Origin of the sequence: Mycolicibacterium tokaiense, from assembly GCF_010725885.1 — a bacterium.
In the GTDB taxonomy this organism is placed as follows: Bacteria; Actinomycetota; Actinomycetes; order Mycobacteriales; family Mycobacteriaceae; genus Mycobacterium; species Mycobacterium tokaiense.
Genome location: NZ_AP022600.1, coordinates 6,080,390 through 6,101,788, shown reverse-complemented (window position 1 = coordinate 6,101,788; position 21,399 = coordinate 6,080,390). Strand labels below are relative to the sequence as shown.

Below are 21,399 nucleotides of genomic sequence, written 5' to 3'. Positions count from 1 at the left end.
GCAACACACCTGCCATCGAGGACGTGATGGCGCTGAGCCCCTTACAACAGGGGCTCTACTCGTTGGCCTCGCTCAACGCCGGAGAAGCCGGCGACGACCCGTACGTCATCGCGATGGCCGCCGACATCACCGGAACACTGGATGTGACGCTGCTGCGCCGGTGCCTCACCGCCATGCTGGTGCGCCACCCCAACCTGCGGGCCGGCTTCTTCCGGGGCAACCTGAGCCGTCCGGTGCAGGTGGTGCCCTCCCGGGTGGACCTGCCGTGGCAGCACGTCACCGCCCCGGCCGCCGACGTCGCCGCCCTGGAAGCCACTGAGCGGGCCCGCCCGTTCGTGCTCGAGAACGGGCCGTTGATCCGGTTCCTGCTCGTCGAGGTGCCGCAGTCCCACTGGCGCCTGGTGGTCACCGCGCACCACATCGTGATCGACGGCTGGTCGCTGCCGCTGTTCATCGGCGAACTGATCACGTTGTACCGCAGCGGCGGTGACACCGCCGCGCTGCCCGATGCGCCGCGGCCGTACCGCGACTACATCGGCTGGTTGGCCGGCCGTGACCCGGAAGCCAGCCGGGCGTTGTGGCGGGACCACCTCAAAGGCATCGACGCCCCGACCCTGCTCAGTCCGGCCTTGACGTCGGCGCCGCCCCGCGCGGGCCGGCCCGCGCACACCGAGGTGCGGATGGGACGGGCCGCCACCGCGGCGCTGACCGAGGCCGCGCGCCGTCGCGGTGTCACCGTCAACACCGTCGTTCAGATGGCCTGGGCCACAATGCTGTCCGCGATGACCGACCGCGGCGACGTGACCTTCGGCGTCACGGTGTCCGGGCGCCCTGCCGAGCTCACCGGGGTGGAATCCATGGTGGGCCTGTTCATCAACACCGTGCCGCTGCGGGTGCGGCTGGACCCCGCGGCCACAGTCGGGCAGCAGACGCTGGCCTTGCAGCGCGAAGCTGCCGCGCTGCGTGATCACAGCTACCTCGGGCACGGCGAGCTGCGCGCCCTGGCCGGAGTGGGGGAGCTGTTCGACACGCTGCTGGTCTACGAGAACTTTCCCCCCGGCGGCATCGTGGGTGAAACCGAGTTCCCCGCAGGCGATGCCGTGTTCCACCCGGCGGCGTTGGAGAGCCTGTCCCACTTCCCGGTCACCATCGCCGCGCACCTGGGCGACGGGGAACTTGTGATGTTCGTCGAGACCCTCGACGGCGCACTGGGATCCATGCCGGCCGATCAGCTGGGGGAGCGGCTGCTGGGCACCGTCACCAGGATCGTGGCCGACTGGGACCGGCCGCTGCGCGCCATCGACGTACGTCTGCCCGCGGAAACAGCCCGGATGGCCGCCACCCCGGCCGTCAGCCCGTCCGGCGGCGTACACGCCGCGTTCGCCGATGTTGCTGCGCTACATCGTGATTCGGCGTCGGTGAGTTGGTCCTCTGGCTCGCTCACCTATGCCGAGCTGGACGACGCTGCCAACCGGGTGGCGGCCGGGCTGGTGCTGCGGGGGGTGTCGGCCGAGACGCCGGTCGCGATCACCCTGCCCCGCGGACCGGAGTACGTCGTCGCCATGTTCGGCGTCCTGAAAGCCGGCGGTGTCATCGTGCCGTTGGACCCCGGCATGCCCGCCGACCGCATCGACGACATCCTCACCCAGACCGGGACCTCGGTGGTGCTCGACGCCGCCGCCTATCCGGATGTCATCGACACGGACCCCACGCAGTTCCGCCCGGCCGCCGTTGCGCCCGACCAGGCCTGCTACGTCGTGTTCACCTCCGGCACCACCGGACGCCCGAAAGGCGTGATAGGCACCCACCGCGCGGTCCGGGCCTACGCCGCCGACCACGCACGGCACGTCCTGGCGCCCGCGGCAACCCGGCTGGGCCGTCCCGTGCGCGTCGCGCATGCCTGGTCGTTCACCTTCGACGCGGCCTGGCAACCCCTGGCCGCCCTGCTGGACGGGCACAGCGTGCACATCGTCGACGACGCCGCCCAACGTGACGCCGAAGCGCTGGTGGGCGTCATCCGGCGCTTCGGTCTGGACATGATCGACACCACCCCCTCGATGTTCGGGCAGCTGAGGGGTTTTGGGCTGCTCTCCGATGTCCCACTGGCCGTGCTGGCGCTGGGCGGGGAGGCCGTCGGCGTCACCGACTGGGCCCGGATCTCCGCTGAATGCGCCCGCACCGGGATGGCAGCCTTCAACTGTTACGGCCCCACCGAGACCACGGTGGAAGCCGTGGTGGCGGCCGTCGATCACCATCGCTCGCCGGCAATCGGCCGGCCCACCGCGCCCACCGTCGCCCACATCCTGGACTCCTGGTTGCGTCCGGTTCCGGACGGGGTGGCCGGCGAGCTGTACCTGTCCGGTGACCAGTTGACCCGCGGGTATCTCGGGCGGGCAGGGGAGACCGCCGCCCGGTTCGTCGCCGATCCGGTTCTGCCCGGCCGCCGGATGTACCGCACCGGCGACGTCGTGCGCCGGGGTACAGACGGCGGGCTGCAGTTCCTGGGCCGCTCCGATGATCAGGTCAAGATCCGCGGGTTCCGAGTCGAACCGGGCGAGATCGTCGCGGCGCTGTTGCAGCACAACAGCGTTCGCGCGGCACATGTCTTGGTGCGCCGACACGGCGGCGGGCACCGGCTGAGTGCCTACGTGGTGGCCGGTCGTGACGACATCGCTGACGTGCGCGCCCTGCTGCTGCGTCGCCTGCCCCGGTACATGGTGCCGCAGCACATCATCGCCGTCGATGCACTGCCCCTGAACAGCAACGGCAAGATCGACGAATCCGCCCTACCGACAGTTGATCCCAACGAGGACACCGCCGACGAGCCTGACACCGAAACCGAATCGGTGCTCGCCGCGCTGCTGTGCGAGGTGCTGGACTCCGCCCGGGTGGACGTCACCACCGACTTCCTGGACCTGGGTCTGGACAGCATCGCGGCACTGTCGTTCGTGCAGGCGGCCCGCCGGCGTGGCGTGGTGTTGCGGGCGCGTCTGATGCTCGAGTGCGCCAATATCCGCGAGCTCGCCGCCGCCATCGACGAGGGCCGCCACGCGGTGGCACCGGCAGCCGTCGAGCCAGAGCGGTTCGGCGAGGTGGCACCGGCCCCGATCGTGGACTGGATGCTGGAGACCGGCGGCTTCCGCCGCTTCACCCAGAACCTGCTGATCGCGTTGCCGTCCAACATCACCGATGCCCGCCTCGAGGCGGTGGTGCAGGCGCTACTGGACCGCCACGACATGCTGCGCTCGGTGCTGTCCGGATCGGTGCTGGTGACCAGACCGCCGGGCGCCGTGCCCGCCCGCGACATCCTGCGTGTGGTGAACGGCCCGGCCGAGGCGCTGCTGGGCGTCGAAGCCGTTGCTGCGCTCGAGCGCATCGATCCGACCACCGGGGCCATGCTTGCGCTGGTGCGCTTCGGCGGCCCACGGCCGGTCCTATTGGCGTGCGTGCACCACCTGGCCACCGACGTGGTGTCGTGGTACGCCGTCCTGGCCGACCTTGCGCACATCGCCGACGAGCTGGCGGCGGGCCGAACCCCGTTGCAGGAGGCCGAGTACACCACCTATCGGGAGTTCGGTCGTCTGCTCGCCGAGCGCAGCGCCTCCGCCGAGGTGACCGAGCAGCGGCCGTACTGGCAGAAGGTGCTCAGCGGTGCAGATCCGCTGCTCGGTCGGCGGCTCCCGGACCCGGCCACTGATACCTGGGCATCGCTGCGTCAGCAGAACATCGTCGTCGACGCCACGCAGACGCAGTCCCTGCTGGAGGCCCTCGACGCGGCCGGGGTGGAGATGCGGGACTTCCTCCTGGCTGCGCTCACCGTGACGGTGGCGTCGTGGCGGATCGCACGCGGTGAGGATGCCCGCGGTGGCGCACTGGTGGCGGTCGAGGGCCACGGGCGCGAGGACACCCTGGTGGGCGACGGCGTCGACACCTCCGCCACGCTCGGCTGGTTCACGTCGGTGTATCCGGTGCGGTTTGGCGCTTCGGACTGCCCGGTGGACGTCGACCTGGCCGGCCGCGAGCCGGCCCTGGCCCGCGCGCTGGTGCGGTCGGTCACCGATCAGATTGCGGCCGTGCCCAATCGGGGGCTGGATTACGGACTGTTGCGTTACCGCGGTCGTGATCCCGAGCTGCTGGCCGCACCGCAGCCGCAGATCGAGTTCAACTACATGGGCCGCTTCGACTTGGGGTCCGACGGGGCCGGTGTACAGGGCGCGCCGTGGTCGCTGGTCACTGATCCGGTGCTCAACCAGCAGCTGCCGATCTCCTCGGAGCCCCATCTCGGCCTGCGCTATACCTTCGACGTCATCGCCGTGGTGACGCCGACCGACAACGGCCCGCAACTGCTGACCAGCTGGCGCTGGAGCGAACTGTTGTCCACTCAGGACGACATCGACCACCTGTCCGCGCTCTGGCGGGGGGCCATCACAACACTGAAAGGGGCACTGTGAGCAGCACACTCGCGATCATCGGTGCCGGCGCCAAGGCGGTGGCCGTCGCGGCCAAGGCCGCCGCGCTGCGCGACATGGGCATTTCCGCACCGGAGGTGGTGGCCGTCGAACGCACCGCGGTCGCGGCCAACTGGCAGGCCAGTGGGGGCTGGACCGATGGCGAGCACCGGCTGGGTACCAGTCCGGAGAAGGACATCGGCTTTCCGTACCGCTCGGCGGTGGCCCCCGGTCGCAATGCCGAACTGGACGAGCGGATGACCCGGCACAGCTGGCAGTCCTACCTGATCAGCACCGGGCAGTTCGCCGAGTGGATCGATCGGGGCAGGCCGGCCCCGCCGCACCGCCGCTGGGCGCAGTACCTGCAGTGGGTGGCCGATGCCGTGGGGATGACGGTGGTGCACGGGCAGGTGGAGAGCCTCGCCGTGCAGGACAGCCCCGCCGGCAGGCGCTGGGCACTGCACACCCGGGAGACCACGGTGCACGCCGATGCGGTGATGGTGACCGGCCCCGGCCAGGCAGAACGCTCGCTCCTGCCCGGGAATCCGCGGGTGCTGTCCATCGCTCAGTTCTGGCACCGGGTGGCCGAGCACGATCGGATCAACGCCGAACGGGTAGCCGTGATCGGGGGCGGTGAGACGGCGGCCTCGATGCTCAATGAGCTCTTCCGGCACCGTGTTTCGTCCATAACCGTGATCTCGCCGCAGGTCACGCTGTTCACCCGAGGTGAGGGCTACTTCGAGAACGCGCTGTTCTCCGATCCCACCGGGTGGACCCAACTCACCGTCGCCGAACGACGCGATGCCATGGCCCGCACCGACCGCGGCGTCTTCTCGGCCCGCGTACAGGACGCCTTGCTGGCCGATGACCGCATCCGTCACCTGCGGGGCAGGGTGGCCCATGCCGTCGGCCGGGACGGTCAGATCCGGCTCACCCTCTCGACGAATCGCGGCGGTGAGCACATCGAGACCGTGCACGGTTTCGACCTGGTGGTCGACGGTTCGGGTGCTGATGCGCTGTGGTTCACCGAGCTGTTCAGTCAAGACGCCCTGGATCTGTTGGAGCTCGGGTTGGGCGGCCCGCTGACCGGGGACCGGTTGCAGGAAGCCATCGGCCATGACCTTGCCGTCGCCGATGTGGAGCCGAAGTTGTTCCTGCCCAACCTGTCCGGCATCACCCAGGGTCCGGGCTTCCCGAATCTGAGTTGCCTCGGCCTGCTGTCCGATCGGATACTGGGCGCAGACCTGAGCGCCGATTCCTACCCGTCAACGAGGAGAACCGATGAGCAGCAACCCATTCGATGACGAAGCCGGCGCCTTCTACGTGCTGATCAACGACGAGGAGCAGCACAGCCTGTGGCCGGAGTTCGCCGCCGTGCCGGCGGGGTGGACCGTGGTGTTCGGCGCCGCCGGCCGCAGCGAGTGCCTGGACTACGTGGAGCGGAACTGGACCGACATCCGGCCGCTGAGCCTGCGGAAGTCGCTGAGCTCGTAGCGGCTGAGTCGATGCCGGCAACGTTGGTGGTCCTGCGCGGCAACAGCGGTTCCGGAAAGACGACGGTGGCCCGGCTGCTGCAGGACCGTTTCGGGCTGGTGGTGGTCAGCCAGGATGTACTGCGGCGCGAGGTGCTGGGTGTCAGCGACGGCCTCGGCAGCCCCGCGGTGGACCTCATCGCCCAGACAGCCCGCTTTGCGCTCGACCGCGGGTTCAGTGTGGTCGTCGAGGGAATCCTGCGCAGTGACATCTACGCGCCGATGCTGGCCGCGCTGGCTGCTGAGCACCGCGGTCACACCCACTTCTTCCGCTTCGACCTGTCCTTTGACGAAACCGTTCGTCGTCATCGGACCAAAGACGGCACCGACTTCGGTGAACCGGAGCTTCGGCGGTGGTGGCGCGGCGACGACGCGCTGCCGGAGTGCGACGAGCGGGTCATCGGCAGCGAGCACACTCCGCAGGACGTGGTCGGCCTGATCGCCGCCACTGCCGGGTGGTGAAGCAGCATCGCCTCGCGATCGAGTTTCAAGGCATGGGAACGTCAGCTGTCGCCGTGATGTGACGGCAGATACTCAAGTGGCACAGGGTGTTCGGCGATCATCGAGAATGACATCAGACAACAGAAACGCGCGAGATCCTCGTCTGGTGTCGATCTCAACCGCGCCCGCTATGCCAAGGCCTCGGCGAGGTCCGGCAGCCACGCCGTAATGTTGTGACGCCATACCAGCGTGGCGCAGCAGGTGTGACGCTTCACCGCGGCTAGCTCACCTGGGTAGGCGCCTCAGAGACCGGAACCAACTCCACCACCGGGCGCTGCGGCACCGCGTCCACCAGGAACCACCGGAATGCCAGGTTGCCGCGGGGGTAGTCCAGTGTGGTGACCGAGTTCGGGTGCGCCGTCATACCGCGGGACACCACGATGGTGACGGTGCCGTCTGAGTTGGGGACGGCGCCATGGCAATTCACCGAGCTACGCGCGTCGCCGGCGTTGTGGGTGGCCATGAACTGGTTCCACACCACCAGGTTCCAGAACCGGCACGTCGGCGGCCGGTGGGTGATCACCAACGCCTCGCCGTCCTCGAGTACGAAGCTGCCGTAGGAGTAGCAGGCGTCGCGTGCCGACCAGCCGAAGTTGGCGTCCAACACCTGGTAGGGCTCGGCAAAGGCGTTGGCAGCGTTGTTGACCTGATGACCGAGGGCATGCTGATCGTCCACCCGGGCTCCGACCGCCAGCGGCATGATCGCGAACATGGTGCGCATCCACGCGGTGGCCGCCCGCAGCCGGGCCGCGGTCTCGACATCACCGTGGCGGATGGGATCAGGCTCGTCCAGGGCCTCGATGTGCCAGGTCACCGGACGCCCGGTGTCGGGGTCGGCCTGGTAGTCGCGGGTCACCAGCACCGCAGCCCCGGGCAGGGGGCCGATCTCGAGGGTGAAGTCTCCGTTGGGGTTGGTGTCCAGGTCGTCGTCGCGCCAGGCTCCGACGATGCGGTCCGACCAGGACCCCGGTGCCGGTTCGTTGTACGCAGTCAGTGAGAAGTACACGCTGTCACCGGCATTGCCGGTGATGCGGTACCTGCGTTGCTCGTCCACCGGGCACATCAGGTAGTAGGCGTCGGTGTTGTCGCCGCCCCACCGCCGGTCGCGCCGGTACGGGGTGTTGATCTCGGCGAAGGCCGGCCGGCTCGGATCGGCGAACAGGTAGGTGTCGAAGGCGACGCCCAGGGTGGTGGCCAGCATCCGGTAGCCGTCGGCGATGTGCCGGTCATCGGAGACCGCGCGGTCACCGGTGAGGAAGGAGCGGTCCAACTCGCCGAGTGTGGTCACGAGGTCGCGCCACGCGGCGGTGGACTGGTGCTCGGATGTCATGTCGGGAATCCTTCCGCGATAACGCTCACCGATTACGTGTCGGACTGTAACGTAATTGGGCATGGCAGACGTCACTCCGGCGCCGATTCGTCTCGACGACCTGGCCCGCCCCGTGTGGGGGCCGGACGCCCGGGCCATCCGGGACGCGATGGCCGCGCTGGCGCCCGAATGCCCGCTGGACGCCGACCGGCTGCATGCCAGGGCGGTGGCTGAGACGGGTCTGACGGACTTCGGCGCCGAGGGCTACCGGGAACGGCTGACGGTGTTCCTGGCTGCTATCCGTGAGATCGACGGCCTGGACGACGCGGGCATCGTGAACTTCCACACCCAGATCGTGCAGTGGCTGAAGAACCGGCTGTTGCTGACCGATCTGCTGGCGCGGCATCCGGAGATCCACGACATCACCCTGGCGCCGCCGGTGGTGATCGCGGGCCTGCCGCGCTCGGGCACAACCCATCTGCACAACCTGCTGGCAGCCTCGGGAGCATTCCGGACACTGCCGTACTGGGAGAGCAACGAGCCGGTGCTGGCAGCAGCGGAAGCCGGGCTGTCGCCCGATCCGCGGCAGGCCCGGATGCGTGCCACCACGGCGGTGGTGGATCTGCTGATGCCGCACTTCCCGCTGATGCACGAGATGACGTTCGATCACGCGCATGAAGAGATCCAGCTGCTCGCCAACGATTTCTCCACCATGCTCTTCGAGACGCTCGGGCACGTGCCCCGCTGGCGCGACTACTACCTCCAGCACGACCAGACCTCGGCCTACGAATACCTGGCCACCCAACTGAAGGTGCTGCAGTTCCTGCGCGGAGGCCGGCGCTGGCTGCTGAAGTCCCCTCAGCACCTCGAACAGCTGCCCGTCCTCAACCGGGTGTTCCCCGGGCTGACGGTGGTGGTCACCCACCGTGACCCGGTGCCCGTCGCGGTCTCGATGATCGCGATGATCGCCTATTCGGCGCGGATGCACCGCGCACCGGTGGCGGTGGACGAGATCGCCGCGTACTGGGTGGCACGCCTGAGGTTGATGCTCGACGCACTCGTTCGGGACCGGGCGAGCATCGCAGCTGACCGCTCGATCGACATCACTTTCGACGACTTCCTCGCCGACGAGACCGGCTGGTTGCGCCGCGTCGTCGAGGTCGCCGGGGAGGAGCTCACCGAGGGGCAGATGCGGTCGGTGGAGGAGTATCTGGAGGGTCACCGGCGGGGGCGGCTGGGCCGCGTCGAGACCTCGGCGGCCCAGTTCGGGCTCTCCGAGGACCGGCTGCGCGCGGAGTTCGGTGCGTACGTCCGGCGCTTCCTGGCGTGAATCAGCCCGCGAAGGCCGCCCGCAGCCGTCGGCGGGCCTGCTGGTTGAGGCGTGCGATGGCAGTCTCGAAGTCGGCGGCCAGTGGGAGTTCACCCTCGGGATCGCAGATCGACAGCAGGCGCCGCACCGGGGGGCTGCCCAGCAGGATCCAGTCGACGTCGCTGCGCGAGCAGTGCACGCTGATGTAGAAGAGCGCGGTGAAGCCTTGACTGCCGAAGAAATCGACGGCGCGCAGGTCCAGCAGCAGCTGCGTGTTCGTGCCGGTGTGCCGTTCGACATAGTGCCCCAGGGCGCGGCCGTTGGCAGCGTCGATATCACCGGTGACGGTGATCTCGGTGCGCAACGGGTTGCGACGGTGAACGGCGAAAACGGCTGCACCGCACTGCTTGGCGGCTTCTGCTGACGTGGGATCCGGACGGTACAACCGGGTGGTGCCGGAACCGGGCATGAAGCCCCCTACCTGTTGTGAAGAAACTGGCGAGCCGCACGCGTACGAGCGGTTCGTGTGGAAACGGCGACAAACCGCGTCGCCACAGTACCTGAACACAAGGCTGGACCATCAACCTGCGGTCAAATTTACTGCGGATTCCGCACCGGGTACACACCTTCGCGTAAACCCTTAAAAAGCTCAGGTTGACGCAGGTGTAAAGCCAAAAGTGCAGCTGGAGCGGCCGCGATATCCGTCGACTGAAACGCATCAATATGCGGATTCCGTAGACACGATGCAGCTGTAGGGGGCACCCCAGCGGTGGTGTGACCACCTCGGTGGGCCCGCGCCTTAGACTGCCCCCGTGCGAGCGTTGAGCATGGCCGATCCGGTGCTGGCGGTCCGCCCGGACCTGACCGGTGCCGGTGAGCTGCCTGCGCACACCCGGATAGGGCACTGGTTGGAGCGCCTGATCGTCTCGCGCGCCCTCGAGCCGGGGGACAAGCTGCCGTCGGAGATCGAGATCGCCCAGGCGCTGGGTGTCAGCCGAATGACGCTGCGCCAAGCGCTCAGTGCCATCGAGGCCAAGGGCTTGATCGACCGTAGGCGCGGCCGGTTCGGGGGCAACTTCGTGGCCACCCCGCGCTTCGAGTTCGACCATGCGGGTCTGCCCGGATTCACCGAGCAGATGCGCCGGATCCACGTCGAGGCCGGCGCGCAGGTGCTGCGCGCCACCACCCGACGTGCCGACGGCGACGTTCGCCACCGGCTCGAACTCAAGCGCGGGCAGCAGGTGCACGAGGTGCTGCGCGCCCGGTTGGCCAACGGCGAGCCGATCGTGCTGGAGGAGACCTACTTTCCCGCGGAGATCTTCCCGGGTCTGCTCACCGCGACGCTCACCGGATCGCTCTATGCCGTCATGCGCGAGTACGGCGCCGCGCCGTTCACCGCCGACGAGCACATCGAGGCCACCGTGGCAGGTGATCAGGAGGCCGAGATCCTGCAGGTCGACCCGGGCTTCCCGCTGCTGCTGATCACCAGGACGTCGTACACCGAAAGCGGTGTACCCGTGGAGTTTTCCCGCGACCACCACCGCTCCGACCGCAGCCGCATCCGGATCAAGTCGCGGGTGGACAGCGACAGCCAGGGCCGCGTCGACACCTATCCGGCGTCGTGACGCCCGGCCCGCCGCGCCAGGGCCTGCGCCACCAGGTCGGGGGACAGCGCGGGGACGACGGTGGGGGCGATTTCGCGTAGTTGCGGGCTCGGGTCGCTGCTCACGGCAATACAAGGCATCCCGGCGGCGCGGGCGGCCAGCACCCCGGGTACGGAATCCTCGAACACCAGGATGTCGCCCGGGTCGCGTTGCAGCAGCCTCGCCGCCGTCAGATAACCCTCGGGGTGGGGCTTGCCCTGGGCCACGTCCTCCTCGGCGATCAGGATGGGAATCCACGGGCCCACCGGACTGTGTTCCAGCACCGCCAGCACGTCGTCACGTTGGGCGCCGGTCACGATCGCCACCGGAATATCTTCGGAGACAAGCAGTTCGACCAGCGCCACCGCGGGTTCGGTGATCGGGTTGTGGTCGGCCACCCGGTCTTTGTAACGGCCATGACGCAACGTCAGCAGTTCGTCGACGCTGGGTGCGTCGGGGCGGCCGTGCCGCGCATGGGCGTGGGCGATGATCTCGCGGTCGGACTTCCCGAGCAGCTCGGTGCGGTAGTCCTGTGCGGTCATGGTCCAGCCGAGGTGGGTGCGGAAGAGCTCGCTGAAGATGTCGAACAGGATCGGTTCGTCATCGGAGAGCGTGCCGTTGAAATCGAAGATCACCGCGGGTGAGGCGGTCTGTGCCCAGTGCTCGACGACGTCCACACCGGCGAGCCAACCATCTGCTCACCCTGCGGTCAATGGTCTAGTCTTTTAACATCAGGTCACAACACACCTCGGCGTGAAAGTGGACGACAATGGGCCTTCCCGGCCGCAGTGAGATCGTGATCATCGGTGGCGGGGTCGTGGGCGTCAGCGTCGCCTATCACCTGGCCCAGCGCGGCAAGACCGACGTCACCGTGGTGGAGCGGCGGTCCCTGACCGAGGGCAGCACCTGGCATGCCGCGGGTCTGGTGGGCCAGCTGCGCAGTAGTTCCAGCCTCACCCAGCTGATGCAGAAAAGCGTGCAGACCTATCAGACGCTGGAATCCGCCACCGGATACGCCACCGGCTGGCACGGGGTCGGCGGGCTCCGGGTGGCCTCCAGTCCGCAACGCTGGGAAGAACTGCAGCGGGTCTACACCCAGGGCAAGAGCTACGGCTTCGACATCCACCTGGTGGATCCTGCGGAGGCGAAGCGAATCTTCCCGCTGCTCAACACCGATGGCGTCCACGGCGCCACCTGGACCCCCACCGACGGGTACGTCGACCCCAGCCAGCTCACCTTCTCCTTCGCCGCCGGCGCCCGCGCGGCCGGGGTGCGAATCGTCCAGCAGTGCCGGGTCACCGGAGTCGAGCGCACCGGCCGGCGCGTCACCGCACTGCTCACCGACCAGGGGCGCATCGAGTGCGACGTGGTGGTCAACGCCACCGGCATGTGGGGCGCGGAGACGGCCCGGCTGGCCGGTGTGGACGTCGCCGTCAACGCCGTCGAGCACCAGTACGTGGTGACCGAGAAGTTCGGCGATCTGCCGGCCGACCTGCCCACCTTCCGGGACCCCGACGCCCGCTTCTACCTCAAGCCCGAGGCCGGCGCCCTGGTGGTGGGCGGCTGGGAAGAGGGCACCCGGGCGTGTTGGCGCACCATCCCGCGCGACCTCGGGCCGGAGCTGTTCACGCCGGATCACGACCGCTTCGAAGGCATCGCCGAGGGTGCCGCCAACCGGCTGCCTGCGTTCGGCGACATGGGAATTCGCACCTGGGTCAATGGCCCCATCCCATTCTCGCCCGACGCCGAGCCGCTGATGGGCCTCACCGAGGACCTCGACAACTTCTTCCAGTGCTGCGGGTTCTCCGCGGGCATCGCCGCCGCCGGCGGTGCGGGTGACGCGATGGCGAACTGGATCGTCGACGGTGATCCCGGCCTGGATCTGTGGCACTTCGACGTGCGGCGCTTCGGGGGGCCGCAGAATGTGCCGACCGTGCTGGACCTGGCCTCGGTGCAGGCCTACGGGCACTACTACTCGATCGCCTTCCCCAACCGGGCCGCCAACCCGCCACGCGGACAACGACGTAGCGCGATCTACGACCGGCTGCACCAACGGGGCGCGGTGTTCGGCGCCAAGTTCGGCTACGAGCGAGCCAACTGGTTCGACCCCGACAACACCGGCACCGAGGAGGTCCCCACCTTCGGCCGCAGCAATGCCTGGGAGTACATCGCCGCCGAACATCACGCGGTGCGTACCGGCGTCGGTATCGTCGACCAGAGCTCCTTCTCGAAATTCGAGGTCAGGGGGGCCGGTGCGCTGGCCCTGCTGCAGCGGGTGGCCGGTGCCGACATGGACACCGCCGTCGGCAAAGTGGTCTACACGCAGCTGCTCAACGTGCGCGGTGGTATCGAGGCCGACGTGACCATCACCCGGCTGGCCCCGGACCTGTTCTATCTGGTCACCGGCAGCGGATTCGGCCGCCACGATGTCACCTTCCTGCTCCAGAACGCGCCCACCGACGGGTCGGTGGTGATCATCGACGTCACCTCCGCCTACGGCGTGCTCAACGTCTGCGGACCGAAGTCGCGCGAGCTGCTCACGGCCGTGTCCACCGACAGCTTCACCGGCGCGTACATGACGGCGCGCAGGACCGATGTCGGGTGGGCGCCGGTGCTGGCACTGCGTACCACCTACGTGGGCGAACTGGGCTGGGAGCTGCACATCGCCAGTGAATACGTCCTCGACGTGTACGACAAACTAATGGAAGCCGGTGCCCGGCACGGACTTCGGGACGTCGGGTACCGTGCGGTGGAGAGCCTGCGGCTGGAGAAGCAGTACCTGGCCTGGGCCGCGGATCTGCGGGCGGACAACAATCCCTTCGAGGTCGGGCTGGCGGCCCGGGTCAAGATCGACAAGCCGGCGCTGCTGGCAGGGCCGGCTCTGCGGGCCATCGCTGCCACCGGTCCCCGGCAGCAGTTGCACTGGTTCCGCACCGATGCCGACGTGGTGATGCACGGCGGCGAGATGCTGGTGCACATCCCGACCGACACCCGGGCGAGTGTGCGCAGTGCCGGTTACGGCCACACCATCGGCACCACGTCGTTCTCGGCGTACCTGCCGACGGGCGTCAACGCGGGCGAGTTCGAGGTGGAGGTGATGAACGTCCGGTACCCGGCGGCCATGCTCAACGGTCCGCTCTACGACCCGGCCGGTGCCCGGGTCAGGCTTTGACACGACTGTTACGTGAATGTCTAGACCTTTGATTTGTGTCGGCGATACAGTGGTGCGGACCGTCCGCCGGCCGCGAGGAAGTGCGTATGTCGTTTCTGTCCACCGAAGCTGAGGTCACCGCGCTGCTCGATCAGCTCCCGGCGCTGGCGGGACCACGCGAGGTGGTGGAACTCTCCGGAGGGTTGACCAACCGCAATTTCAAGGTCACCACCGCCGCCGGGCGGTTCGTCGCCCGCTGCACGGACACCAGCACCAACTTCCTGGAGATCGACCGGGATCAGGAGCACTACAACACCCGCGCCGCCGAGCGCTCGGGCGTCGGTGCGCCCGTGATCGACTACCGACCCGAGATCGGGGTCCTGCTCCTGGGGTTCGTGGACGGAAAGACGCTCTCCAACGCAGACTTCCAACGTCCCGGCGTGATCGCCAAAGCCGCGGTCAGCTGTCGGATCCTGCATGCCGGGCCCCGGTTCCACGGCCGTTTCGACATGTTCGAACGACAGCCGGGATACCTGAAGACCGTGCGGGACAACGGCTTCCCGATGCCTGCGGATTACCTGAAGTACGCCGACAAGTTCGCCGACATCGAGGCCGCACTACGGGTGGGCGATCAGACCACCGTGCCCTGCAACAACGATCTGCTGGCCGCCAACTTCGTCGAGGACGGCGACAAGATCTGGCTGATCGACTACGAGTACTCCGGCAACAACGATCCCTGCTTCGAATTGGGCAACATCTGGAGTGAGTGCGGGCTCACGCTGGACCAGCTCGACGAACTGGTCACCGCGTACTACGGAACCCGACTGCGCAACAAGATCGCCCGAGCGCGGCTGCAGGGCATCGTGGCGAAGTACGGCTGGACCCTGTGGGGCTGCATCCAAAATGCCTCGTGCCCCATCGAATACGATTTCTGGGAATGGGCGATGGAGCGTTACGACGCCGCCATCGCCGAGTTCAACGGACCGGACTTCGCCCGGCTCCTCGCCGACGTCACCAGAACCGACTGAACAGGAAACCATGTCCAAGACCCTGCCCAGCCGCACTCACGTCGTCATCATCGGCGGCGGCGTCATCGGCACCAGCGTCGCCTACCACCTCACCAAACTCGGTTACACCGACGTCGTTCTGCTGGAACAGGGTCAGCTGTCGTCGGGCACCACCTGGCACGCCGCCGGTCTGGTGGGGCAGCTGCGCGCCTCGGAGAGCGCCACCCGCATCGTGCAGTACTCGACCCAGCTCTACGCCGAGCTGGAGTCCGAGACCGGTCTGTCGGCCGGATACAAGCAGTGCGGCGGCGTCACCGTCGCGCGCACAGAAGACCGGATGATCCAGCTGCGCCGCACCGTCGCCAACGCCGCGGCCTACGGCATGGAATGTGAATTGCTGACCCCGGAGCAGGCGCTCGAGCACTACCCGGTGATGCGGGTCGACGATCTGGTGGGCGCCATCTGGTTGCCGGGGGACGGCAAGGCCAATCCCACCGACCTGACGATGTCGCTGGCCAAGGGCGCCCGGATGCGGGGTGCGCAGGTGTTCGAGAAGACCCGGGTGCTCGACGTTCTCACCCATGACGCACGGGTGACCGGGGTGCGGACTGACGCCGGGGACATCGAGGCCGAGATCGTGGTGAACTGTGCCGGGCAGTGGGCCAAGCAGGTGGGAGCCATGGCCGGGGTCAACGTACCGCTGCATTCGGCCGAACACTTCTATGTGGTGAGCGAAGACATTGCCGGTGTGCATCCCGATCTGCCGATCCTGCGCGACCCCGACGGCTACACCTACTTCAAGGAGGAGGTCGGCGGGCTGGTCATCGGAGGGTTCGAACCCGAGGCCAAGCCCTGGGTCTCGCCCGACAAGATCCCCTACCCGTTCGAATTCCAGCTGCTGGACGAGGATTGGGACCACTTCGAGATCCTGATGGACAATGCCCTGCTCCGCATCCCGGCTCTCGAGGTCACCGGGATCAAGAAGTTCTACAACGGCCCGGAGAGCTTCACCCCGGACAATCAGTTCATTCTGGGCGAAGCCCCCGAATGCGCCAACTTCTTCGTCGGCGCCGGATTCAACTCCGTCGGCATCGCGACCTCCGGGGGCGCCGGGAAGGCGTTGGCGGAGTGGATCGTGAACGGCGCTCCCACCGGCGACATGACCGGCGTCGACATTCGCCGGTTCGCAGCGTTCAACGGCAACAACCGGTGGCTGCACGACAGGGTGGCCGAGGTCCTGGGACTGCACTACGAGGTGCCCTGGCCCAATCGCGAGATGACGACGGCGCGGCCGTTCCGCCGCTCGCCGGTGCACCACCTGTTGGTGCAGGCCGGTGCGAACTTCGGCAGCCGGATGGGCTGGGAACGGGCCAACTTCTTCGCCCCGGCCGGCACCGACCCGGTGATCGAATACACCTGGGGTAAGCCGAACTGGCTGGCGTGGTCAGCCGCCGAGCAGACTTCCACGCGCACCGGCGTGACGGTGTTCGACCAGACGTCGTTCTCGAAGTACCTGGTGGTGGGTCCGGATGCCGAGGCCGCGCTGCAGTGGCTGTGCACCGCCGACGTCGGTGTCGAGATCGGCCGTGCGGTCTACACGGGCATGCTCAACGCCCGTGGTACCTACGAGTCGGATGTCACCGTCACCCGTACCGGCGCAACGGAATTCCTGATCGTCTCCAGCGCGGCCACGACCGAGCGGGACAAGGACCACATCCGCACGAACATCCCGGACGGCCTCACCGCCACCGTCGTGGACGTCACCTCGGCCTATGCGGTGTTCGGCGTGATGGGGCCGCACTCGCGGGAAGTGCTGGCCACGCTGACCGATGCCGACCTCTCCGATGCGGCCTTCGGTTTCGGCACCAGCCGCGAGATCGGACTGGGTTACGCGACCGTACGCGCCACCCGTATCACCTACGTGGGTGAATTGGGCTGGGAAATCTACGTTCCCGCCGAGTTCGCCGTAGGGGTCTACGAGGATCTGCTGGCGGCGGGGGAGCGGTTCGGGATCCACCGGGGCGGCTACTACGCCATCGACTCGCTGCGGCTGGAGAAGGGGTACCGCGCCTTCGGCCGGGAGCTCACCCCCAGCGAGAACCCCGTCGAAGCCGGGCTGCTGTTCGCCTGCAAGCTCAAGACCGACATCGACTTCCTGGGCCGTGACGCGGTGGAGAAGGCCAAAGCCGAAGGCCCACGCAAGAAGTGCGTCAGCTTCCGGGTCGATGATCCGGAGGCCATGCTCTGGGGTGGTGAGCTGATCGTGCGCGACGGGGCCGTGGCGGGGCAGGTCACCTCCGCTGCCTGGGGTGAGACCACCGGCGGCTGCGTCGGACTGGCCTACCTGCGCGCCGGGGGCGCCGTGATCGACGCCGGCTGGATCGCCGACGGCAGGTATCAGGTGAATGTCGGCGGAACGCTGTTCCCGATCACGGTGTCACTCAAGCCGCTCTACGACCCGACCAACGCGCGGATCCGCTGACCGCGCTCAACTGCCTTCGGCGCGCGGATGTTCGAGGTTGACCAGTTGCTCGGCCACCGCCGAGAGCTTGGAGTTGGTCTGCTGCGACAGCCGGGCAACAGATCGAAGGCTGCCACGGCGTCGATGTCGAACCGCTCCATCAACATGCCCTTGGCCTGCAATCCCCGTGTTCATGACTATGCCACTGACGGCACCCGAGTTCGACAGTATGTGCTGACTGCGGCGGGCCACCCGCCGGCGCGTAGGCAAAGGCTCTGCGCGCCAGCAACTCTGGCAATCGGACCGCTCAGATGGCGGGGGCCGGCTGGTCCATGTCGAACACCCGGGCATGCAGCACGGTGCGGTTGCGCAGGGCGGCGCGCACGGCGCGGTGCAGGCCGTCCTCCAGATAGACGATGCCCTTCCATCTCACCGCGTGGGGGAAGAGGTCGCCGTAGAACGTGGAATCCTCCGACAGCAACCGGTCCAGCGCGAGCACGGTGGTGGTGGTGACCAGCTCGTCGAGTCGGATCTGGCGGGGCGGGATCTGTGACCAGTCGCGGTAGGACAGCCCGTGCTCGGGATACGGCTTGCCGTCCCGTACGCCTTTGAAGATCATCGGTCGGTCAGCTCCACTGCTGCCCCCCGACGCGACCCCCCGATCATCATGGCCATGTCGAAAGGCTAGTCGGTTCGCCGCCGATTGCCACCGTTACGCGTGTTCGCCCCGCCGAAGGGGTATCGCTGCTGGCCGACGCCGTAAAATGGCAGGACTGAGGAGGTGCAACAAATGGGCAGTGCCGATGACCGCCGCTTTGAGGTGTTGCGCGCCATCGTGGCCGATTTCGTCTCGACCAAGGAGCCGGTCGGTTCCAAGACCCTGGTCGAACGTCACAACCTGGGTGTCTCGAGCGCCACCGTCCGCAACGACATGGCGGTGCTGGAGGCCGAGGGCTTCATCACCCAACCGCACACCAGCTCCGGGCGCATCCCCACCGAGAAGGGCTACCGCGAGTTCGTCGACCGGCTCGACCACGTCAAACCGATGTCGGCCCCCGAACGCCGCGCCATCCTGACCTTCCTGGAATCCGGGCACGATCTCGACGATGTGCTGCGCCGGGCCGTCCGCCTGCTCGCCCAGCTCACCCGCCAGGTCGCCGTGGTGCAGTACCCCACCCTGTCCACCTCCACGGTGCGCCATCTGGAAGTGGTGTCACTGGGCCCGGCCCGGCTGCTGCTGGTGGTGATCACCGACACCGGTCGCGTTGACCAGCGCATCGTCGAACTCGGCAACCCGATCGACGATCACCAACTGGGGCAGCTGCGGGAGATGCTCGGTACCGCGCTGGACGGCAAGAAGCTCGCGGCGGCCTCGGTGGCGGTGGCGGACCTGGCCAGTCAGCTGGATGGATCCGGCGGGCTGGGCGACGCGGTGGGCCGCTCGGCCACCGTGCTGCTGGAGACTCTGGTGGAACACACCGAAGAACGCCTGCTGATGGGTGGCACGGCCAACCTGACCCGCAACACCGCCGACTTCGGCGGATCTCTGCGGTCGGTACTCGAGGCACTGGAAGAGCAGGTGATCGTGCTGAAGTTGCTGGACGCCCAGCAGCAGGCAGGCAAGGTCACCGTCCGCATCGGGCACGAGACCGAGCACGAGCAGATGGCGGGCACGTCGGTGGTGTCCACCACGTACGGCACAATGGACACGGTCTACGGCGGTATGGGGGTTCTCGGTCCCACCCGGATGGACTACCCGGGCACCATCTCCAGCGTTGCGGCGGTTGCCCTGTACATCGGTGAGGTCTTGGGCACCCGCTGATGCGTACGAAGCTTGATGAAGGAAGTGTGAATTAGCGTGGCACGTGACTACTACGGTCTGCTCGGCGTGAGCAAGGGCGCGAGTGATTCGGAGATCAAACGTGCCTATCGCAAGCTCGCGCGCGAGCTGCACCCCGATGTCAACCCCGACGAAGCCGCCCAGGTGCGCTTCCAGGAGATCACCGTCGCCTATGAGGTGCTCTCAGACCCGGAGAAGCGGCGCATCGTCGACCTCGGCGGCGACCCGATGGAGAACGCCGCAGCGGGCGGTGCCAACGGCTTCTCCGGATTCGGTGGGCTCGGTGACGTCTTCGAGGCGTTCTTCGGGGCCGGTACCAGCTCGCGCGGACCGGTGGGACGGGTGCGGCCGGGCTCGGATTCGCTGCTGCGGATGCGCCTGGACCTGACCGAGTGCGCCACCGGCGTCACCAAGCAAGTCACCGTCGACACTGCGGTGCTGTGCGACCTGTGCAAGGGCAAGGGCACGCACGGCAACTCGTCTCCGGTGGCGTGTGACACCTGCGGCGGTCGCGGCGAGGTGCAGAGCGTGCAGCGCTCCCTGCTCGGTCAGGTGATGACTTCTCGTCCCTGCCCCACCTGCCGCGGCGTGGGTGAGGTCATCCCGGATCCCTGCCACCGCTGCGGTGGCGACGGCCGCGTGCGCGCCCGCCGCGAGATCAGCGTGAAGATCCCCGCCGGCGTGGGTGACGGCATGCGGGTGCGGCTGGCGGCCCAAGGCGAGGTGGGCCCCGGTGGCGGCCCCTCCGGTGACCTCTACGTCGAAGTGCACGAGGACCAGCACGACATCTTCGTCCGCGACGGCGACGACCTGCACTTCACCATCGACGTCCCGATGGTCGACGCCGCCCTCGGCACCACTGTCACCGTCGACGCGATCCTCGACGGACTCACCGAGATCACCATCCCGCCGGGCACCCAGCCCGGTGCGGTCACCACCTTGCGCGGGCACGGGATGCCACACCTGCGCTCCGGTGTGCGTGGCGACCTGCACGGCCACATCAACGTGGTGGTGCCCGCCAAGCTCGACCACCGCGATGCCGAACTGCTGCGCGATCTGAAGAAGCACCGCAGCCGCGACGTCGCCGAGGTCAAATCGACGCACTCCGGTGCGGGGCAGAACGGCAGCATCTTCAGCCGTCTGCGTGAGACATTCAGCGGTCGCTGACCCCGGTGTCGGACCCGGTCTTCTATCTCGACGCGGTTCCCGCCGCCGGATCGGCGGCCACGCTCGACGGTGACGAGGGTTTCCACGCCGCCAGCGTGCGGCGGATCCGGGTGGGGGAGCGCATCGTCCTCGGTGACGGGGCCGGCGTGCTGGCCGACTGCATCGTCGACGCCGTAGAGAAGCGCGCACTGCAGGCCACCGTCGTCGAGCGCCGCCTGGTGCCGGCACCCACTCCCTCGGTCACCGTGGTGCAGGCCATCCCGAAAGCAGAACGCTCGGAACTGGCGATCGAGCTGGCCACCGAGGCCGGCGCGGACGCGTTCGTGGCGTGGCAGGCGACCCGGTGCGTGGCGCGCTGGGACGGACCGAAGGCAGACAAGGGCTTACGACGCTGGCGGGCGGTGGCGCGCTCGGCGGCCCGGCAATCGAGGCGGGCCTTCATCCCCGAGGTCGACGGGGTGGCCTCCACCGCCGAGGTGGTGGGTAGCCTGGGTGGTGTGACGTTGGCGCTGCACGAGTCGGCCACCGTGCCGTTGGCGAACGTCGATGTGGCACAGACGGATTCGATCACGCTGGTGGTCGGTCCCGAAGGTGGGCTCACCGACGCCGAGCTGGCGGCTTTGATGGACGCGGGCGCGCAGGCAGTCCGGTTGGGCCCCACGGTGTTACGGACGTCGACGGCCGCTGCGGTGGCGCTGGGTGCTCTCGGTGTGCTGACCCCGCGGTGGGATCCCGCCTGACGATGCGGTGGACCACGATCCTCATCGCGTACCCGTGGCTGGCACTGGTGCCGGCCGGTCTGCTGCTGGGACTCTGGGCGCGGTCGAGATCGCGCGTGGTGCTGGTGGCCGCAGTGCTCTGGGTCGCCTATCTGGCGTGGGAACTGTTCGTCACCGAGGGGCCCGACGCGAACATCCGGCTCGATCTGCTGCTCATCTACCCGGCGCTGCTGGTGCTGACGGTCTGGGCGCTGATCGCGGGCGTTCGGTTATCCATTGGGATGCGTCGGGGCCCGACGGTAAACTGAGGTG

General features: G+C 68.1%; 17 protein-coding genes and 1 pseudogene. 13 read left to right on the top strand and 5 right to left on the bottom strand.

Annotated elements, in window-relative coordinates; all coding sequences use genetic code 11:
- Window positions 1-26: 26 nt before the first annotated feature.
- The 4 genes from G6N58_RS29395 to G6N58_RS29380 are packed head-to-tail and all read left to right on the top strand — an operon-like array spanning window position 27 to window position 6,442.
- A complete protein-coding gene (locus G6N58_RS29395) occupies window positions 27-4,451 on the top strand; it encodes a non-ribosomal peptide synthetase (protein WP_115281959.1) in 4,425 nt (1,474 codons plus the stop codon).
- On the top strand, window positions 4,448-5,752 hold the full coding sequence (mbtG, locus tag G6N58_RS29390; protein ID WP_115280404.1) for an NADPH-dependent L-lysine N(6)-monooxygenase MbtG: 1,305 nt from the start codon (window positions 4,448-4,450) through the stop codon (window positions 5,750-5,752). The genes G6N58_RS29395 and mbtG overlap by 4 nt, the downstream gene beginning before the upstream one ends.
- Window positions 5,730-5,942 carry an MbtH family protein gene (locus G6N58_RS29385; protein ID WP_115280405.1) on the top strand — a complete coding sequence of 71 codons (213 nt, stop codon included), beginning with the start codon at window positions 5,730-5,732 and terminating at the stop codon, window positions 5,940-5,942. Before mbtG ends, G6N58_RS29385 begins: the two co-directional genes overlap by 23 nt.
- A gap of 11 nt (window positions 5,943-5,953) precedes the next feature.
- Window positions 5,954-6,442, top strand: coding sequence for an AAA family ATPase (locus G6N58_RS29380; RefSeq protein ID WP_115280406.1), 489 nt, complete (start codon window positions 5,954-5,956; stop codon window positions 6,440-6,442).
- A gap of 259 nt (window positions 6,443-6,701) precedes the next feature.
- Here the strand turns inward: G6N58_RS29380 and G6N58_RS29375 are convergent, their stop codons facing one another.
- Window positions 6,702-7,811, bottom strand: coding sequence for a DUF1214 domain-containing protein (locus G6N58_RS29375; RefSeq protein ID WP_115280407.1), 1,110 nt, complete (start codon window positions 7,809-7,811; stop codon window positions 6,702-6,704).
- 61 nt (window positions 7,812-7,872) lie between these two features.
- Between G6N58_RS29375 and G6N58_RS29370 the strand changes: the two genes are divergently transcribed.
- Window positions 7,873-9,120 (top strand): sulfotransferase family protein, encoded by a 1,248-nt coding sequence (locus G6N58_RS29370; RefSeq protein WP_115280408.1) that lies wholly within the window; start codon window positions 7,873-7,875, stop codon window positions 9,118-9,120.
- Between the two features lies 1 nt (window position 9,121).
- On the opposite strand, the gene G6N58_RS29365 is transcribed toward G6N58_RS29370, so the two are convergent.
- On the bottom strand, window positions 9,122-9,568 hold the full coding sequence (locus tag G6N58_RS29365) for an STAS domain-containing protein (protein ID WP_115280409.1): 447 nt from the start codon (window positions 9,566-9,568) through the stop codon (window positions 9,122-9,124).
- A gap of 343 nt (window positions 9,569-9,911) precedes the next feature.
- Here G6N58_RS29365 and G6N58_RS29360 point away from each other — a divergent pair, with 343 nt between their 5' ends.
- Window positions 9,912-10,724 carry a GntR family transcriptional regulator gene (locus G6N58_RS29360; protein ID WP_115280410.1) on the top strand — a complete coding sequence of 271 codons (813 nt, stop codon included), beginning with the start codon at window positions 9,912-9,914 and terminating at the stop codon, window positions 10,722-10,724.
- On the opposite strand, the gene G6N58_RS29355 is transcribed toward G6N58_RS29360, so the two are convergent.
- A complete protein-coding gene (locus G6N58_RS29355) occupies window positions 10,709-11,419 on the bottom strand; it encodes an HAD family hydrolase (RefSeq protein WP_115280411.1) in 711 nt (236 codons plus the stop codon). The two genes, G6N58_RS29360 and G6N58_RS29355, sit on opposite strands and share 16 nt — an antisense overlap.
- A gap of 92 nt (window positions 11,420-11,511) precedes the next feature.
- Here G6N58_RS29355 and G6N58_RS29350 point away from each other — a divergent pair, with 92 nt between their 5' ends.
- The 3 genes from G6N58_RS29350 to G6N58_RS29340 all read left to right on the top strand — a co-directional run bounded on the left by G6N58_RS29350 (window position 11,512) and on the right by G6N58_RS29340 (window position 17,382).
- The gene (locus tag G6N58_RS29350; protein ID WP_115280412.1) at window positions 11,512-13,914 is read left to right on the top strand and encodes a GcvT family protein; all 2,403 of its coding nucleotides are present in this window, start codon (window positions 11,512-11,514) and stop codon (window positions 13,912-13,914) included.
- Between the two features lie 86 nt (window positions 13,915-14,000).
- A complete protein-coding gene (locus G6N58_RS29345; protein ID WP_115280413.1) occupies window positions 14,001-14,921 on the top strand; it encodes a choline kinase family protein in 921 nt (306 codons plus the stop codon).
- A 10-nt stretch (window positions 14,922-14,931) separates the two neighbouring features.
- Window positions 14,932-17,382: a GcvT family protein gene (locus G6N58_RS29340; RefSeq protein ID WP_115280414.1), complete on the top strand. Its 2,451-nt coding sequence runs from the start codon at window positions 14,932-14,934 to the stop codon at window positions 17,380-17,382.
- Window positions 17,383-17,388: 6 nt separating this feature from the next.
- Here G6N58_RS29340 and G6N58_RS30995 read toward each other — a convergent pair.
- A pseudogene (locus G6N58_RS30995) lies at window positions 17,389-17,540 on the bottom strand (ANTAR domain-containing protein); the annotation flags it as partial.
- Window positions 17,541-17,668: 128 nt separating this feature from the next.
- Window positions 17,669-17,980, bottom strand: coding sequence for a type II toxin-antitoxin system VapB family antitoxin (locus G6N58_RS29335; RefSeq protein WP_115280415.1), 312 nt, complete (start codon window positions 17,978-17,980; stop codon window positions 17,669-17,671).
- A gap of 171 nt (window positions 17,981-18,151) precedes the next feature.
- Here G6N58_RS29335 and hrcA point away from each other — a divergent pair, with 171 nt between their 5' ends.
- The 4 genes from hrcA to G6N58_RS29315 are packed head-to-tail and all read left to right on the top strand — an operon-like array spanning window position 18,152 to window position 21,395.
- Complete coding sequence (gene hrcA / locus G6N58_RS29330) at window positions 18,152-19,183, top strand: heat-inducible transcriptional repressor HrcA (RefSeq protein ID WP_115280416.1); 1,032 nt, start codon at window positions 18,152-18,154, stop codon at window positions 19,181-19,183.
- 36 nt (window positions 19,184-19,219) lie between these two features.
- The gene (gene dnaJ / locus G6N58_RS29325) at window positions 19,220-20,368 is read left to right on the top strand and encodes a molecular chaperone DnaJ (protein WP_115280417.1); all 1,149 of its coding nucleotides are present in this window, start codon (window positions 19,220-19,222) and stop codon (window positions 20,366-20,368) included.
- Window positions 20,369-20,373: 5 nt separating this feature from the next.
- Window positions 20,374-21,108 (top strand): 16S rRNA (uracil(1498)-N(3))-methyltransferase, encoded by a 735-nt coding sequence (locus G6N58_RS29320; protein WP_115280418.1) that lies wholly within the window; start codon window positions 20,374-20,376, stop codon window positions 21,106-21,108.
- Window positions 21,093-21,395, top strand: coding sequence for a hypothetical protein (locus tag G6N58_RS29315; RefSeq protein ID WP_163908530.1), 303 nt, complete (start codon window positions 21,093-21,095; stop codon window positions 21,393-21,395). The genes G6N58_RS29320 and G6N58_RS29315 overlap by 16 nt, the downstream gene beginning before the upstream one ends.
- The last annotated feature ends 4 nt before the right edge of the window (window positions 21,396-21,399 follow it).

Bases quoted from the DNA above. Each gene is read 5' to 3' on its own strand.
- G6N58_RS29395 (WP_115281959.1), top strand. From the start codon at position 27: ATGGCGCTGAGCCCCTTACAACAGGGGCTCTACTCGTTGGCCTCGCTC.
- G6N58_RS29385 (WP_115280405.1), top strand. From the start codon at position 5,730: ATGAGCAGCAACCCATTCGATGACGAAGCCGGCGCCTTCTACGTGCTG.
- G6N58_RS29380 (WP_115280406.1), top strand. From the start codon at position 5,954: ATGCCGGCAACGTTGGTGGTCCTGCGCGGCAACAGCGGTTCCGGAAAG.
- G6N58_RS29375 (WP_115280407.1), bottom strand. From the start codon at position 7,811: ATGACATCCGAGCACCAGTCCACCGCCGCGTGGCGCGACCTCGTGACC.
- G6N58_RS29370 (WP_115280408.1), top strand. From the start codon at position 7,873: ATGGCAGACGTCACTCCGGCGCCGATTCGTCTCGACGACCTGGCCCGC.
- G6N58_RS29365 (WP_115280409.1), bottom strand. From the start codon at position 9,568: ATGCCCGGTTCCGGCACCACCCGGTTGTACCGTCCGGATCCCACGTCA.
- G6N58_RS29350 (WP_115280412.1), top strand. From the start codon at position 11,512: ATGGGCCTTCCCGGCCGCAGTGAGATCGTGATCATCGGTGGCGGGGTC.
- G6N58_RS29345 (WP_115280413.1), top strand. From the start codon at position 14,001: ATGTCGTTTCTGTCCACCGAAGCTGAGGTCACCGCGCTGCTCGATCAG.
- G6N58_RS29340 (WP_115280414.1), top strand. From the start codon at position 14,932: ATGTCCAAGACCCTGCCCAGCCGCACTCACGTCGTCATCATCGGCGGC.
- G6N58_RS29335 (WP_115280415.1), bottom strand. From the start codon at position 17,980: ATGATCTTCAAAGGCGTACGGGACGGCAAGCCGTATCCCGAGCACGGG.
- hrcA (WP_115280416.1), top strand. From the start codon at position 18,152: ATGGGCAGTGCCGATGACCGCCGCTTTGAGGTGTTGCGCGCCATCGTG.